At 72.1% G+C, this 15,133-nt stretch carries 13 protein-coding genes and 2 tRNA genes; 12 read left to right on the plus strand and 3 right to left on the minus strand.

Going from position 1 to position 15,133, the window contains the following annotated elements; genetic code table 11:
• Nucleotides 1-166 precede the first annotated feature (166 nt).
• Entirely contained in the window at nt 167-976 is an 810-nt protein-coding gene (locus ACZ7GJ_RS08495; protein WP_470750402.1) for an Fpg/Nei family DNA glycosylase, read from the plus strand.
• A 25-nt stretch (nt 977-1,001) separates the two neighbouring features.
• Here the strand turns inward: ACZ7GJ_RS08495 and ACZ7GJ_RS08500 are convergent, their stop codons facing one another.
• A complete protein-coding gene (locus tag ACZ7GJ_RS08500; protein ID WP_470750403.1) occupies nt 1,002-2,237 on the minus strand; it encodes a GNAT family N-acetyltransferase in 1,236 nt (411 codons plus the stop codon).
• Nucleotides 2,238-2,353: 116 nt separating this feature from the next.
• On the opposite strand from ACZ7GJ_RS08500, the gene ACZ7GJ_RS08505 reads away from it, so the two are divergent.
• The 3 genes from ACZ7GJ_RS08505 (at nt 2,354) to ACZ7GJ_RS08515 (ending at nt 6,850) form a co-directional block, all read left to right on the plus strand.
• Complete coding sequence (locus tag ACZ7GJ_RS08505; protein WP_470750404.1) at nt 2,354-3,496, plus strand: SpoIIE family protein phosphatase; 1,143 nt, start codon at nt 2,354-2,356, stop codon at nt 3,494-3,496.
• A 130-nt stretch (nt 3,497-3,626) separates the two neighbouring features.
• The gene (locus tag ACZ7GJ_RS08510) at nt 3,627-4,448 is read left to right on the plus strand and encodes an ABC transporter ATP-binding protein (protein ID WP_470750405.1); all 822 of its coding nucleotides are present in this window, start codon (nt 3,627-3,629) and stop codon (nt 4,446-4,448) included.
• Entirely contained in the window at nt 4,448-6,850 is a 2,403-nt protein-coding gene (locus ACZ7GJ_RS08515) for an FtsX-like permease family protein (protein WP_470750406.1), read from the plus strand. Before ACZ7GJ_RS08510 ends, ACZ7GJ_RS08515 begins: the two co-directional genes overlap by 1 nt.
• 73 nt (nt 6,851-6,923) lie before the next feature.
• On the opposite strand, the gene ACZ7GJ_RS08520 is transcribed toward ACZ7GJ_RS08515, so the two are convergent.
• A complete protein-coding gene (locus tag ACZ7GJ_RS08520) occupies nt 6,924-7,502 on the minus strand; it encodes a DUF4232 domain-containing protein (RefSeq protein WP_470750407.1) in 579 nt (192 codons plus the stop codon).
• Between the two features lie 134 nt (nt 7,503-7,636).
• Between ACZ7GJ_RS08520 and ACZ7GJ_RS08525 the strand changes: the two genes are divergently transcribed.
• From ACZ7GJ_RS08525 to ACZ7GJ_RS08535, 3 genes are all read left to right on the plus strand, one after another.
• Nucleotides 7,637-9,025, plus strand: a complete 1,389-nt coding sequence (locus tag ACZ7GJ_RS08525) for a pyridoxal phosphate-dependent decarboxylase family protein (RefSeq protein ID WP_470750408.1) — start codon at nt 7,637-7,639, stop codon at nt 9,023-9,025.
• Entirely contained in the window at nt 9,022-9,477 is a 456-nt protein-coding gene (locus ACZ7GJ_RS08530) for an HD domain-containing protein (RefSeq protein ID WP_470750409.1), read from the plus strand. The genes ACZ7GJ_RS08525 and ACZ7GJ_RS08530 overlap by 4 nt, the downstream gene beginning before the upstream one ends.
• Before the next feature lie 157 nt (nt 9,478-9,634).
• A complete protein-coding gene (locus ACZ7GJ_RS08535; protein ID WP_470750410.1) occupies nt 9,635-9,829 on the plus strand; it encodes a hypothetical protein in 195 nt (64 codons plus the stop codon).
• A 219-nt stretch (nt 9,830-10,048) separates the two neighbouring features.
• On the opposite strand, the gene ACZ7GJ_RS08540 is transcribed toward ACZ7GJ_RS08535, so the two are convergent.
• Nucleotides 10,049-10,119, minus strand: a tRNA-Gly gene (locus ACZ7GJ_RS08540).
• A gap of 167 nt (nt 10,120-10,286) precedes the next feature.
• Between ACZ7GJ_RS08540 and ACZ7GJ_RS08545 the strand changes: the two genes are divergently transcribed.
• The 5 genes from ACZ7GJ_RS08545 to clpX all read left to right on the plus strand — a co-directional run bounded on the left by ACZ7GJ_RS08545 (nt 10,287) and on the right by clpX (nt 14,995).
• A tRNA-Pro gene (locus tag ACZ7GJ_RS08545) sits at nt 10,287-10,363 on the plus strand.
• 166 nt (nt 10,364-10,529) lie between these two features.
• Nucleotides 10,530-11,924, plus strand: coding sequence for a trigger factor (gene tig / locus ACZ7GJ_RS08550; protein ID WP_470750411.1), 1,395 nt, complete (start codon nt 10,530-10,532; stop codon nt 11,922-11,924).
• A gap of 286 nt (nt 11,925-12,210) precedes the next feature.
• The gene (locus ACZ7GJ_RS08555) at nt 12,211-12,828 is read left to right on the plus strand and encodes an ATP-dependent Clp protease proteolytic subunit (RefSeq protein ID WP_030649990.1); all 618 of its coding nucleotides are present in this window, start codon (nt 12,211-12,213) and stop codon (nt 12,826-12,828) included.
• 55 nt (nt 12,829-12,883) lie between these two features.
• On the plus strand, nt 12,884-13,555 hold the full coding sequence (locus ACZ7GJ_RS08560) for an ATP-dependent Clp protease proteolytic subunit (RefSeq protein WP_362045227.1): 672 nt from the start codon (nt 12,884-12,886) through the stop codon (nt 13,553-13,555).
• A 153-nt stretch (nt 13,556-13,708) separates the two neighbouring features.
• The gene (gene clpX / locus ACZ7GJ_RS08565; RefSeq protein WP_030229634.1) at nt 13,709-14,995 is read left to right on the plus strand and encodes an ATP-dependent Clp protease ATP-binding subunit ClpX; all 1,287 of its coding nucleotides are present in this window, start codon (nt 13,709-13,711) and stop codon (nt 14,993-14,995) included.
• Nucleotides 14,996-15,133 lie beyond the last annotated feature (138 nt).

Genomic DNA, 15,133 nt, shown 5'->3' on the forward strand with positions numbered 1-15,133 from the left:
CCCAGCCTCTTCGGCTCGCCGAAGACCTCTCTTCCGCCGACCAGGGCGCGCTCGTGTGTCACCCCCCCCCCCCCCACCTCCCCCCCCCCCCCCCCTTCCTCCTCCCCCCCCCCCCCCCCCCCCCCCCCCCCCCCCCCACGGCCGTTTCCGTTCAAGGAGCACCGCCGTGCCCGAGGGGCATACGATCCACCGCCTCGCCCAGGACCACCGCCGGCGGTTCGCCGGCCGGGAGGTCGCGGTCAGCAGCCCCCAGGGGCGGTTCGCCGAGAGCGCGGCCCTGCTCGACGGACGGGTCCTGAACGGGGTCGACGCCCACGGCAAGCACCTCTTCCTGGGCTTCGAGGGCAACGGCTGGATCCACATCCACCTCGGGCTCTTCGGCAAGTACGCGCTCGGCCCCGCACCGGCCCCGCCGGCCACCGAAACCGTCCGGCTGCGCCTGGCCAGCGAGGACTGGTTCTCCGACCTGCGCGGTCCGACCACCTGCGCGTGGATCACGGACGAGGAGAAGCGGGCGGTCAGCGACCGGCTCGGCCCGGACCCCCTGCGGAGCGGGGACGACCCGGACCGCGCCTGGGCCCGGATCTCCCGCTCCCGCACCACCATCGCCGCCCTGCTCATGGACCAGAAGATCGTCTCGGGCGTGGGCAACGTCTACCGCGCCGAGGTCCTCTTCCGCCACGGCATCGACCCGTACCGGCTCGGCAAGGACCTCACGCGCGGCGAATGGGACGCCATGTGGGCGGACCTGGCCGCGCTGATGCGCGAGGGCGTGCGCAAGAACCGCATCGACACCGTCCGCGACGAGCACCTGCCCGAGGCCATGGGCCGCCCGCCGAGGGTGGACGACCACGGCGGCGAGGTGTACGTCTACCGACGGGCGAACATGCCCTGCCACATCTGCGGGGGCGAGATCCGCACCGCCGGTCTCGCCGCCCGCAACCTCTTCTGGTGCCCGGGCTGCCAGCCCCGCTAGCCGCTGTCGCCCCCCGGGGCCGGGGTCAGAACCCGTGCGGGAGCCAGGGCGCCACCTCGCCCACGAAGGCGCGCGAAGCCTCGGCCAGCGCGCCCGGGCGCAGCTCGCGCACGAGACCGGCCGCCGCCAGCGAGGTGAGGGTGACCCCGCCGAGGTACGCCGAGCCCAGCTCCCGGACCGACAGCTCCAGGTCCGCGGGCTCCTCGGTCCGGGTGCAGACGGCGGTACCGCCGGCGTCGACCGCGAGCCGCCACCGGCCCCCGTTCCACGGGCAGAACGCGTCCTCCACCTGCATGACCACGTCCAGCGGAGCGCCGTAGGTCCGTGCCCCGAGCGCCGCGGGCAGGTCCACCAGCCGTACGTGCAGCGCGTCCCGGTGCCGTACCTGGGTCCGCCGGATGTCGCTGACCAGGTGGAGCACCGGATCGTCCACCGGCCGCCCGTACGCCTGCACCCGCCAGGTCAGGTCGATGTCGAAGAAGTAGCGCCACAGTGCCGCGTACGCCGCCGGGTCCAGCGCCTCCACCTGCTGGACGTGGACCTTGCCGTCCGAACCCGCCGGCTCCCAGTCCGCCTTGACCCGGTAGCGCGCGTACCCGACGACCTCGCCGTCCGGCCCCTCGGCCAGCACGCACTTCAGCGGGGACGCGCCGTCGCGCATGGCCGCCGGGTCCAGCAGCGCCTGCCGCTCCCAGCCCGGCTGCCGGGCCGGCATCCCGGGGCGCCGCGCGACGAGCCCGGCGTAGACCCGCTCGCAGTCGGCCAGCGCCTTCTCCGGGTCGGCGAGCCGCAGCCGTACCTCGTCGGTCCCCGGCGGCACGGAGAGGCGTACCCGCGTGGTGTCGATGTCGACGGCCATGGCGTAGGCGGCGGTGCCGTAGCCGAAGCGCCCGTAGATCGCCGGATCCGAGGCCGTCAGCACGGCGACCGGTTCACCACCCGCCCGGATGTCGTCCAATTGGCGGCGCATCATCGACGTCAGCACCCCGCGCCGGCGGTGCGTGGGGGCGACGCCCACCGTCGTGACCCCGGCGGTGGGGACCAGCGCGCCGCCCGGCACCGAGAGGCGGAAGGTGAAGGCCCCGGCCGAGCCGACGCAGGTCCCGCCGTCCCAGACCCCGAGAGAACGTTCCGCCTCGGTCAACGACTTGTAGAGTTTCCGCTCCGCGGGGGAATCGGGCACGCCACCGAACGCCAGTTCCAGATGGTCGTACCAGACATCCCACTCATCAGCTTGCAATACGCGCATCTCAAGAGCCATACGGCCATCCCTATCAGGGCATTCCGCCCCAGTCGAAGGGTTTTCCGCCGCCCACGGGCCCCAGGTCCGGGGGTACCCCTGCGCACTCACAGCGAGGATGGATAGGGTCCCGAACAATGGCCGGAGCACGTGTGGAAACCCTCCTGGCCCGGACGCGCATGCTGTCGCACCGGGCACGCACCGCCCTGCGCAAATCGGCCGTCGACTACTTCCGCGGCGACGCCTCCGACTGGCTGGCCTTCGGCGGACTGCTGCTGACCATCCCCGCCATCGCCTGCGGCACCCTCATGCTGCCCGTCTGGTTCTCGCCGGCCGCCCTCGTCCTGCCGATCGTGGCCGGCGGGCTGCTGCTGCGCCCCGCCAGCCTCCTCGCGCTGTACGCGGCCTCGGCGGCCGCGCTCATCGTGGAGGCCCTGGTCCTCGGCCCGTACACCCAGGGACCGGCCAGGGTCACCCCCGGCACCGTCCTGGTCGTCGCCGCCTGCGGGTTCTTCGGGCTGGTCATCGCACAGTTCCGCAGCCGCGTCGGCGTGCCCTGGCGGCGCGGCGGAACCATGCTCTTCGACCTGCGCGAGCGGATCCGCGTCCAGAGCAAGCTGCCCGCGCTGCCCCGCGGCTGGCACCGCGAGATGGCCCTGCGCCCGGCCGGCGGCCAGTCCTTCTCCGGCGACTTCGTCGTCGCGGCCCGCACCAACGGCGGCCGGACCCTGGAGATCGTCCTGACCGACGTCTCCGGCAAGGGCATGGAGGCCGGCTCCCGGGCCCTGCTGCTGTCCGGCGCCTTCGGCGGCCTCCTCGGCGCGCTCCCCCCGCACGGCTTCCTGCCCGCCGCCAACGGCTACCTGCTCCGCCAGGACTGGGACGAAGGCTTCGCCACCTCCATCCACCTCGTCCTGGACCTGGAGAGCGGCGACTACGAACTCCTCTCCGCCGGACACCTCCCCGCCCTCCAGCTCTCGGCCGGAACCGGCCGCTGGCAGGAGAAGTCCGGCGAGGGCCCCCTGCTGGGCGTCTACGACGGCGCCGAGTTCGAACCCGCCCGCGGCAACCTGCGGCGCGGCGACGTCCTGATGCTGTTCACGGACGGCCTGGTCGAGACGGCCGACCGCGAGATCAGCGAGGGCATCGACCGGCTCACCGGCGAGGCCGACCGCTACGTCGCCGCCGGCTGGGAGGGCGCGGCCTGGCACCTGATCGAGAAGGTCGCCAAGGACGTCAACGACGACCGGGCCCTGCTGCTCATCCGCCGCTCCGCCTGACCCCCGCCCCGAGGTGGGGTTTTCCCCACCGCCGACCGGCCAGCCCCCGTCATGGCCCCCGCCACCGTGTGATCCGTAGCGTCGGAGGCACGGTCAAGACGTGGCCGGTGAACGCGGAAGGCGGCACATCATGGGGTTCCTGCGGAGCAAGCGGCGTGCAGCGGACGCGGGGGAGCGGTACGCCGCCACCGCCGCCGTCGAACTGCGCGGAGTGCGCCGCCAGTACGGCCGGGGGTCCGCGGCCGTGCACGCGCTGCGCGGGATCGACCTCAGCCTGCCGCGCGGCAGCTTCACCGCCGTGATGGGCCCCTCCGGCTCGGGCAAGTCCACCTTCCTGCAGTGCGCCGCCGGACTCGACCTGCCCACCGAGGGCTCCGTCCGCCTCGGCGGTACCGAGATCACCGCGATGAACGAGAACGAGCTCACCGAACTGCGCCGCAGCCGCCTCGGCTTCGTCTTCCAGGCCTTCAACCTGCTGCCCTCCCTCACCGTCGAGCAGAACGTGCTGCTCCCGATGCGCCTCGCGGGCGGCCGGTCCTCCGGACAGGGCAGGGACCGCGCCGCCGACCTCCTCGCCCGCGTCGGCCTGGAGGGCAAGGGCGGGCGCCGCCCCGCGGAGCTCTCCGGCGGCCAGCAGCAGCGCGTCGCCATCGCCCGGGCCCTGGTCACCCGGCCCGACGTCGTCTTCGCCGATGAACCCACCGGCGCCCTCGACACCACCACCGCGGCGGAGGTCCTCGGCCTGCTCCGGGACGCAGTCGACACCATGAACGCCACCATCGTCATGGTCACCCACGACCCGGCCGCCGCCGCCCACGCCGACCAGGTGCTCTTCCTGGCCGACGGCCTCATCGCGGACCGGCTGCCGCGCAGCTCCGCCGCGGCCGTCGCCGCCCGGATGACGGCGCTCACCGCCCGCCCGGCCCCCTCCTACGCGGGCGCGGCCGCCTGATGTCCCTGCGCCCCAACGGCCTGGCGCGCGCGGCGGTGCGCTTTCGCCCCGCCGCGTTCGTCGGCACCTTCGTCGCCCTGTTCATGACCGTCGCCATCGTCTCCGCCTGCGGGATCCTGCTGGAGAGCGGGGTGCGCGCGAGCGTCCCGCCGACGCGGTACGCCGGTGCCCCCGTCGTCGTCGCCGCCGACCAGCAGATCCACCTGCGGGTGGGCAGCGGCGAGGGCGCCTACGACTCACCCGCGCAGGTCCCGGAGCGGGCCCGGGTCGACGCCGCCCTGCTGGAACGGCTGGCCCCACTGGGGCGGGCGGTGCCCGACGTGGTGTTCCCCGTACGGGACGGCGAAGGCCGCACGGCCGAAGCGTACGGCTGGGGGTCCACGGCCTTCAGCGGTACGAAGCTCAGCGCGGGCAGGGCCCCGGCGGGCCCGGGCGAAGTCGTCCTGGGCACCGGCCAGGGCGCCGGCCAGGGCAGCGGCCAGGCTGTCGGGCAGGGTGCTGCCGGGCGGGTGCGGCTGGACACCCCCGTCGGCGAGCGCGAGCTGCGGGTCGTCGGGCATGCCGCCGGGGCCGGGGTCTGGTTCTCCGACTCCGAGGCCCGCGCCCTGTCGGGGCACCCCGCCGCCCTGGACGCCATCGTGCTGTTCGACGCCGCCCCCGCCAAGGCGCGCGAGGTCCTGGACGGCCGCGCCCAGGTGCTCACCGGCTCCGCCCGCACCCTGGACCCCGCGCTCGCCGGTGCCAGGGAACTCCTGGCCGGCCTCGGCGGCTCCTTCGGCGGCATCGCCACCCTCGTCGCCGTCTTCACCGCCGCCGGGACCGTGGCCCTCTCCGTCGGGCAGCGCTCCCGCGAGTTCGCCCTGCTCCGCGCGATCGGAGCCACCCCGCGCCAGATCCGCCGCACCGTCGCCACCGAAGCCCTGCTCGTCGCGCCGATCGCGGGCGTGCTGGGCTGCGTACCCGGCATCGGCCTCGCCTCCTGGTGGTTCGGCCGGCTCCGGGACAAGGGCGCGATCCCCGCCGGGGTCGACCTCGCCGTCTCCTGGATCCCGCTGGTCAGCGCCATCGGCATCGGGCTGGTCGCGGCACTGCTCGCCGGCTGGGCCTCCGCCCGCAGGCCCGCCCGCATCCGCCCCGGCCAGGCCCTCGCCGCGTCCGCCGTGGAACGCCTGCGGCCGGGCTGGATCCGTACCCCGCTCGGCCTCGCGGCCCTGGCCGGCGGCATCGCCTGCGCGGGCCTGGCCAGCACCTCCACCGGCGAGGACGCCGCCAACGCCGCGCTCGGCGTCGTCATGCTCTTCATGCTGGCCGTCGCCCTGCTCGGCCCGCTCATCGCCCGCGCCTGCGCAGCCGTGCTCGGACTCCCGCTGCGCGCGGGCGGCGCCTCCGGCGAACTGGCCGCCGCCAACTCCCGGGCCCACGCCCGCCGACTGGCCTCCGCCATCACCCCGATCGTGCTCGCCATGGCCTTCTCCTCCACCCTGGTCTTCCTGCACACCAGCCAGGACCGGGCCGTACAGCAGCAGCAGGAAGCGGGCATGCTCGCCGACCACGTGCTCACCGACCCGTCTCGGGCAGCGGTGGCGAGCGGCGCAGGAACGGCCGTCACCCGCAGCTCCGTCCTCGCGGTGGTGGGCACCGGAGGCGGCCGACTGCTCCGCTCGGCCTCGGCCCAGGGCGTGTCCGGCGACATCTCCAAGGTCATGGACCTCGGCGTCCGCGAGGGCACCCTCGCCCACCTGGCCCCCGGAACCGTGGCCGTCGACCGCACCCTGGCCGACTCCGCGCACGCCTCGGTCGGCGACCGCATGGACCTGCGCCTGCCCGACGGCACCGTGGCCACCCCCGAGATCGTGGCGGTCTACAGCCGGGGCCTCGGCCTCGGCGAGGTCACCCTCCCCGCCTCCGACCTCAACCCGCACACCACCGCCGGGCGGGCCACCGAACTCCTGGTCCGCGGCCCGCTCCCGGACGGCCTCGGCCCCGCGGTGTCGGCCTCGGCCTGGAGCGCGCAGCGCAGCCTGGACCGGGAGCTCAACGCCTGGGCCAACACCACGATGGCGTCCGTCCTCGGCGGCTTCGCGGCCGTCGCCGCCGCCAACACCCTGGTCATGACCGTCCTGGACCGCCGCCGAGAGCTGGGCATGCTGCGCCTCGTCGGCTCCACCCGCCGCCAGGTGCTGCAGATGCTCCGCTGGGAGGCCCTGCTCGTCGGCTGCGCGGGGATCGGCCTGGGCACTGCGATCGCCCTGGCGACGCTGTTCCCGCTGGCCAAGGCCGTCACCGGCTCCTCCCCGTACGTCCCGCCCCTGCTGTACGGCTCCTTCGCGGCCGCCGCCCTGGCGCTGGCCCTGGCGGCAACCACCCTCCCGGCGCGCCGCGCCCTGCGGATCCGGGGCTAGGTCGTGTCGTCAAAGTCCCGTCTGGCCGACGCCACTTTGACGACACTCCCTAGGCCCGGGGGCGGCGCCCGGGTCAGCGCCTGACGGCGGCCCAGGCGCCGACCCCGAGCTTCCCGGTGTTCCCGAGGTCGATGGAGTTCTCCAGCGCCAGGGTCAGGCGGGGCGCGCCCGGCCGGGGCTCGATGTCCAGCACCCAGCCCTCCACGGCAGGCACGGTCGCGTCGGTGACGAGGTTGCGCCACAGCAGCCCCACCGACGCGCTCTCCCCGGGCTGGAGCGTCACCCGCTGCGGGGCGGCGTCGAGGCCGCTCGCGCTGGAGATGCCGTTCGACCCGTGCCCGACGGAGACCTCCACCGGTCGGCGCTGCCTGTCCAGCACGCGGATGTCGGGGTAGCCCTCCAGCACGTACGGCTGCGCACCGCAGTTGACCAGCCGGACCTGAGCCACCCGCAGCCCCATGGCCGCGTCCCCCATCCCTTCGAGGACCCGCACCCCGCCCTCGGGACACCCGGCCCCGGCCCCTGACGTGGCCGTCGCACGTGCGGTCGGCTCCTGGACGGCCTGCGGCGCGGGCGCTACGTCGCACCCCGCGAGCGCCCCCGCCAGTGCCAGGCCCCCGACAACTACCCGTACCCACACCCTCGTCCTCATGCCCTGACCCTACGAGGCGGGGCGCGCGGGGTGCCGGGCCGGCGGGCGGGCCGGGGCGTTGACCGGGCTTCGGGCGGGCCACCTCGTCCCGATTGGCCCGCCCGCCGCACCCCGGGGCGGCCTACCGTGCCCCCATGGACCGCACGCTCGCCGCCGACCTCGCCCGGCTCCCCGAACTCCTCGACGCCACCCGCCGCGCCGCCACCGACGCCCTCGCGACCCTGGACACGCGTCCCGTCGTACCGCCGTCGACGGGGGAGCCGGCCCCCGAGCCCCTCCCGGAGCTCGGCGCCGGCACCGACGCGGCCCTGGCCGCCTTCCAGCGGCGCTGGGCGCCCCGCCTGTCGGCCTCCGCCGGGCCCCGCTACCTCGGCTTCGTCACCGGCGGCGCCACCCCCGCCGCCCTGGCCGGGGACTGGCTGACGGCCGCCCACGACCAGAACTCCAACTCCGCCCTCGACGGCGCCGGTCAGGACCTCGAACGCGAAACGGTCGGCTGGCTCCGTGACCTCTTCGACCTCTCCGCGGCCCACACCGGGACCTTCGTCAGCGGAGCCACCATGTCCAACACCGCCGGCCTCGCCATCGCCAGGGAGTGGCTCGGCGAACGCGCCGGGGTCTCGCCCGCCGAGGACGGCGCGGCCGCCCTCGGCCCGGTCCGCGTCCTGTCCGGCGCCCCCCACTCCTCCATCGCCAAGGCCCTGTCGGTCCTCGGGCTCGGCCGGAACTCGCTGGTCCCCGTACCGACCCTCCCCGGCCGGGAGGCCGTCGACCCGGCCGCGCTCGACCGGGCACTCGCCGACACCCGTGGGCCGGCCGTGGTCGTCGCCAACGCGGGCACCGTCAACACCGTCGACTTCGACGACCTGCGCGCGGTCGCCGCCCTCAAGGACCGGCACGACTTCTGGCTGCACACGGACGCCGCGTTCGGCGCCTTCGCCGCGCTCTCCCCGGAGCACGCCCACCTCACGGCCGGACTCGACGCCTCCGACTCCCTCTGCGTCGACCTGCACAAATGGCTCAACGTCCCCTACGACAGCGCCGTCCAGTTCACCCGCCGCCAAGACCTCCAGGCCCGGGTCTTCCAGAACTCCGCCGCCTACCTCGGCCCCCTCGGCGACCACCCCGACCTGGTCCACCTCACCCCGGAGAACTCCCACCGGCTGCGCGCCCTCGCGGCGTGGTTCACCCTGCGCGCGTACGGCCGCGAGGGGCACCGCGAGATCGTCGAACGCGACATCGACTGCGCCCGTGCACTCGGCGAAGACCTCGGGAGCGGCGCCGAGTTCACCGTCCTCGCCCCGGTGCGCCTCAACGTCGTCTGCTTCACCCTGGCCCAGGACCCCACCCCGGCCCGCCTCACGGCCCTGCGGGAGGCCGCCGCCGGGGACGTGTTCGTCACCCCCACCGTCTACGCGGGAACCCCCGCCCTGCGCGCCGCGTTCTCCAACTGGCGCACCACGCGCGCGGATGTACGCCGGGCCGCGCAGGCCCTCCGTACGGCAGCAAGGGAGCTCAAGTGAAGGCCCAACCCCTGACCCTCGCCGAGGTGGAGACCCTCGCCCGCACGGCGCACGAGGGCCAGACGGACAAGGCCGGCCGCCCCTACGCCGAGCACCTGGCGGCCGTGGCCGAAGGCGTCCGCGCCCGCGGCGGCAGCGCCGACCAACAGGCGGCGGCCTGGCTCCACGACTCCGTCGAGGACGACGCCCTGAGCGCGCAGTGGCTGGCCGCAGCGGAACTCCCGCAGTCGGTCAAGGACATGGTCCTGGCGCTGACCAAGCGCGCCGGCGAACCCCTGGAGCAGTACACGGCCCGCATCCTCGCCACTCCGGGCGCCCTGCTGGTCAAGGAGGCCGACCTCGCACACAACGCGGACCCGGCGCGCCTGTCCGTACTGGACGCCCCCACCCGCGAGCGACTGTCCGCGAAGTACGCCTATGTCCGCTCACTGCTCGGCCTCACCGCGCCCTGACTACGCCCGGTGCATGTGCGGTTGGCGGAAACGTTCCGACGGCGATTCGCCACGGGGCGGATAGCCGGGGCCCGTTGGTGGGAGGATGGTCCGTGTGGGGGTGTGCTTGGCCGTGCGCCCCGGGCCGACCAGGGGACGACCGAAGGTGTGATCAGTAGTGGCCATTTCGCTGTCAGTGGTGGTTCTGTTGGCGATCATCCTTGTGGTGCTCATCCGCGGCAACCACATCAAGGCCGGCCCCGCGATCGTCGCGGTCCTCTTCGGCTTCTTCCTCGCGTCCAGCTCGATCGCCCCTGACGTCAACCGCTTCCTGAACTCCCTCGCGGACACGATCGCGGGCATCAAGCTCTAGAAACCCACCAGGGCCAGGCGGAGGAAACACCCTCCGACCTGGCCCTGGAGCAAGTCGTCACGCTCCAGAACGAGCCCGGAGGAGCCCTCCTCGAGGTCAACGCCCGCATCGAGGCGCAGGTGCTGCCCGTTCCGCACCCCCGGCCCGCCACGCTAACCCCGGGGACGACGAAGGGCCAGGTCGAGGAAACATCCTCTGACCTGGCCCTTTGTGCTTCTGAGCGGGTGACGGGAATCGAACCCGCGTAGCTAGTTTGGAAGACTAGTGCTCTACCATTGAGCTACACCCGCAACGCGCGCGCCGCAGGTCCGAGGACCGCGGCACGAACAGCATCCTAGCGGGTCGCGGCGGGGGATCGCACACCGCATTTCGGAGTCCCGAGTGGCTCGCGCGAGGCCTTCCCGTAAACCAGGGGCGTCGGAGTGTCTCCGGGCATGTACCCTACGTGTCGCACCGACGGGGTGTGGCGCAGCTTGGTAGCGCGTCCGCTTTGGGAGCGGAAGGTCGTCGGTTCGAATCCGGCCACCCCGACCACCACCACCGCTCATCGTCATGATCGCGTTGTGGGCTGATTGCCGCTTGCGGTTACTATGCAAGCTGCGTGCCCGTGTGTCTGATGTACCGGGCCGAAGTCCGCCGAACCGCTGAATCTCAGCGCGACGGCAGAATCCCCAGCAGTCAGCCACAAGGAGACCGAACCGTGAAGAGCGCCGTGGAGACCCTGAACCCGACTCGGGTTCGGCTCACTGTTGAGGTGCCCTTCGAGGAGCTCAAGGACAGCCTCGACGCGGCGTACAAGAAGATCAACCAGCAGGTCACGGTGAAGGGCTTCCGCAAGGGCAAGATCCCTAACCGCGTCATCGACCAGCGCTTCGGCCGCGGTGCGGTGCTGGAGGAGGCCGTCAACGACGCCCTCCCGAAGTTCTACACCGAGGCCGTCAACGAGGCCGACCTGAACCCGCTGGGCCAGCCCGAGGTCGACATCACGGAGCTGAAGGACGGCGAGCTGCTGGCCTTCACCGCCGAGGTCGACGTGCGCCCCGAGATCGAGATCCCGGACTACTCCGGCATCGAGGTCGAGGTCGACGCCATCGAGGTCTCCGACGAGGACGTCGAGAAGTCGGTCGAGCAGCTGCGCGGCCGCTTCGCGTCCACCAAGGACGTCGAGCGCGCGGCCGAGGACGGCGACGTCGTCACCATCGACCTTGAGGCCAAGGTCGACGGCGAGGTGCTGGAGGACGGTGTCGCCACCGACGTCTCCTACACCATCGGCTCGGGCGAGCTCCTCGAAGGCATCGACGAGGCCGTCAAGGGCCTGGAGGCCGGTGGCGAGGCCACCTTCACCTCCCAGCTGAAGGGCGGCTCCGCCGAGGGCAAGGACGCCGAGGTCACCGTCAAGGTCACCAAGGTCTCCGCCCGTGAGCTGCCGGAGCTGGACGACGAGTTCGCCCAGATGGCGAGCGAGTTCGACACCATCGAGGCCCTCAAGGCCGACAGCCGTACGCGCCTCGAGAACATGAAGCAGTACGACCAGGCCACGCAGGCCCAGGAGCGCGTCCTGGAGAAGCTGCTGGAGCTCGTCGAGGTCCCGATCCCCGAGAAGCTCCTCGCGGACGAGGTCCAGACCCGCACGCACAACCTCGAGCACCACCAGCTCGGCCAGATGGGCCTCGACCTCGACAAGTACCTCGAGATCCAGGGCAAGACCCGCGAGGAGTTCGACGCCGAGACCTCCGAGCAGGCGATCAAGGGCATCAAGACCCAGTTCGTCCTCGACGCGCTGGTCAACAAGGAGAAGCTGGGCGTCAACCAGGAGGAGCTCACCGAGCACCTCATGCGTCGCGCCGCTTCCTCCGGCATGTCCCCCGACCAGTTCGCCCAGGCCGTCGTCGAGGGTGGCCAGGTCCCGATGCTCGTCGGCGAGGTCGCCCGCGGCAAGGCCCTCGCGGTCGTCGTCGAGGCCTCCAAGGTCGTCGACACCAAGGGTGAGGTCGTCGACCTCTCCGACGACGAGGACGAGGTCGAGCAGGCCGCCGAGACCGTCGAGAACGCTGTCGACGGTGACGCCGAGGTCGCGGCCGAAGAGGCCAAGTAACACCTCGGGTCCCGCCCTGCGCGAGACCCGCTGAGCAGTGCCGGAAGGGCCCGGACGCAGTCGCGTCCGGGCCCTTCCGCACACCGTTTCAGGGGCCCTCGTACCTTGCGCTCCGAGCGAACAGTTCGGGAAGCGGGATGGCGTTGTCCGACCTGCGCGTTAGGGTCCATGAATACGAGGGCACGGGAGTACCCGAAGCCGGTGGACATCGTCCGCACGGCCGGTCCGCGCCCCAGAACGAGACGCTGAGACGGCATGTGGCCGTCGGAGACGAGCAGGTGGATACGTGACGAATCTGAAGCCTTACGCCGCGGGTGAGCCGTCCATCGGTGGCGGCCTCGGCGACCATGTCTACAACCGGCTGCTCGGCGAGCGGATCATCTTCCTCGGCCAGCAGGTAGACGACGACATCGCGAACAAGATCACGGCGCAGCTCCTCCTCCTGGCCGCCGAGCCGGAGAAGGACATCTACCTGTACATCAACAGCCCCGGTGGCTCGGTGACGGCCGGCATGGCCGTCTACGACACCATGCAGTACATCCCGAACGACGTCGTCACCATCGGCATGGGCATGGCGGCCTCGATGGGCCAGTTCCTGCTGACCGGCGGCGCCAAGGGCAAGCGCTTCGCCCTCCCGAACACCGACATCCTGATGCACCAGGGCTCCGCCGGCATCGGTGGCACCGCGTCGGACATCAAGATCCAGGCCCAGTACCTGCTGCGCACCAAGCAGCGCATGGCCGAGATCACCGCGTTCCACTCGGGCCAGACCGTCGAGGCGATCATCCGCGACGGTGACCGCGACCGCTGGTTCACCTCCGAGGAGGCCAAGGAGTACGGCCTCATCGACGAGATCATCTCGGCCGCGTCCAACGTTCCGGGCGGCGGCGGCACCGGGGCCTGATCCCGGCGCACACCGTCAGTACCCAGCAGCCGACAGCCCGCAGAACGCCACCAGGATGGTGAACACCCAGATGCACATGAACAACCTCTCTCCCGCGAGCGGCCTCTACACCGGCGCTCAGGTGGACAACCGCTACGTCATCCCGCGCTTCGTCGAGCGCACCTCGCAGGGCGTGCGCGAGTACGACCCGTACGCGAAGCTCTTCGAGGAGCGCGTGATCTTCCTCGGCGTGCAGATCGACGACGCCTCGGCCAACGACGTCATGGCGCAGCTGCTGTGCCTGGAGTCGATGGACCCCGACCGCGACATCTCGATCTACATCAACAGCCCCGGCGGCTCCTTCACGGCGCTGACGGCGATCTACGACACGATGCAGTTCGTGAAGCCGGACATCCAGACGGTCTGCATGGGCCAGGCGGCCTCCGCCGCCGCGGTCCTGCTCGCCGCCGGTACCCCCGGCAAGCGCATGGCCCTGCCGAACGCCCGAGTGCTGATCCACCAGCCCTCCGGCGGCACCGGCCGTGAGCAGCTCTCCGACCTGGAGATCGCGGCCAACGAGATCCTGCGCATGCGCGACCAGCTGGAGTCCATGCTGGCCAAGCACTCGACGACCCCGCTGGAGAAGATCCGCGAGGACATCGAGCGCGACAAGATCCTCACGGCCGAGGACGCTCTGGCCTACGGCCTGATCGACCAGATCATCTCCACCCGCAAGAGCTCGGCCTGATCCTTGCCGCCAGTTGGCGTGGCCACACAGCCGCATTCGGCGATGTGAACCACGTCAAGGGGGCCCCGCACGGGGCCCCCGGCAAGGTACCGTCGGATATGAGGCACCAGGAGCGCTGAACCAGGCGTCTCCCAGGCGAAGGGGAAGCACCTCGTGGCACGCATCGGTGACGGCGGCGACCTGCTCAAGTGCTCGTTCTGCGGGAAGAGCCAGAAGCAGGTGAAGAAGCTCATCGCAGGACCCGGTGTGTACATCTGCGACGAGTGCATCGACCTCTGCAACGAGATCATCGAGGAGGAGCTCGCGGAGACCTCCGAGGTCCGGTGGGAGGAACTCCCCAAGCCTCGTGAGATCTACGAGTTCCTGGAGAGCTACGTCGTCGGCCAGGAGCCGGCGAAGAAGGCGCTCTCGGTAGCGGTGTACAACCACTACAAGCGGGTCCAGGCCGGCGAGAACGGCGGCGCGCAGGGCCGTGACGACGCGATCGAGCTCGCGAAGTCCAACATCCTGCTGCTGGGCCCCACGGGCTCGGGCAAGACCCTGCTGGCCCAGACGCTCGCCCGCATGCTCAACGTCCCGTTCGCCATCGCCGACGCGACGGCGCTGACGGAGGCCGGGTATGTCGGCGAGGACGTCGAGAACATCCTGCTCAAGCTGATCCAGGCCGCCGACTACGACGTCAAGAAGGCCGAGACCGGGATCATCTACATCGACGAGATCGACAAGGTCGCCCGCAAGAGCGAGAACCCGTCGATCACCCGTGATGTGAGCGGCGAGGGCGTGCAGCAGGCCCTGCTGAAGATCCTGGAGGGCACGACCGCCTCCGTCCCGCCGCAGGGCGGCCGCAAGCACCCGCACCAGGAGTTCATCCAGATCGACACGACGAACGTGCTCTTCATCGTGGGCGGCGCCTTCGCCGGCCTGGAGAAGATCATCGAGTCGCGTGCGGGCGCCAAGGGCATCGGCTTCGGGGCGACCATCCGCTCGAAGCGCGAGATCGAGGCGAGCGACCAGTTCCAGGAGGTCATGCCGGAGGACCTGGTGAAGTTCGGGATGATCCCCGAGTTCATCGGCCGCCTCCCCGTTCTGACCTCCGTGCACAACCTCGACCGCGAGGCCCTGCTCCAGATCCTCGTCGAGCCGCGCAACGCCCTGGTGAAGCAGTACCAGCGGCTGTTCGAACTCGACGGTGTCGAGCTGGACTTCGAGCGCGAGGCGCTGGAAGCCATCGCGGACCAGGCGATCCTCCGCCAGACCGGCGCGCGCGGCCTGCGCGCCATCATGGAGGAGGTGCTGATGTCGGTGATGTACGAGGTCCCGTCCCGCAAGGACGTGGCCCGCGTGGTCATCACGGCGGACGTGGTCCGCTCCAACGTCAACCCGACGCTGGTCCCGCGGATCGTCCCGAAGGACCAGGGCCCGCACGAGAAGTCGGCCTAGCCGCAAGGCAGTAGCGGCAGGGCAGTAGCCGCAAGGCGGTACGCAGAGCATGCAGAAGGGGGGGGGGGGGGGGGGGGGGGGGGGGGGGGGTGGGGGTGGTGGGGGGGGGGTGGGGGCTTTCTCGGTGGAAGGGTAGGT

The sequence above is a fragment of the Streptomyces sp. NPDC037242 genome (assembly GCF_055604165.1).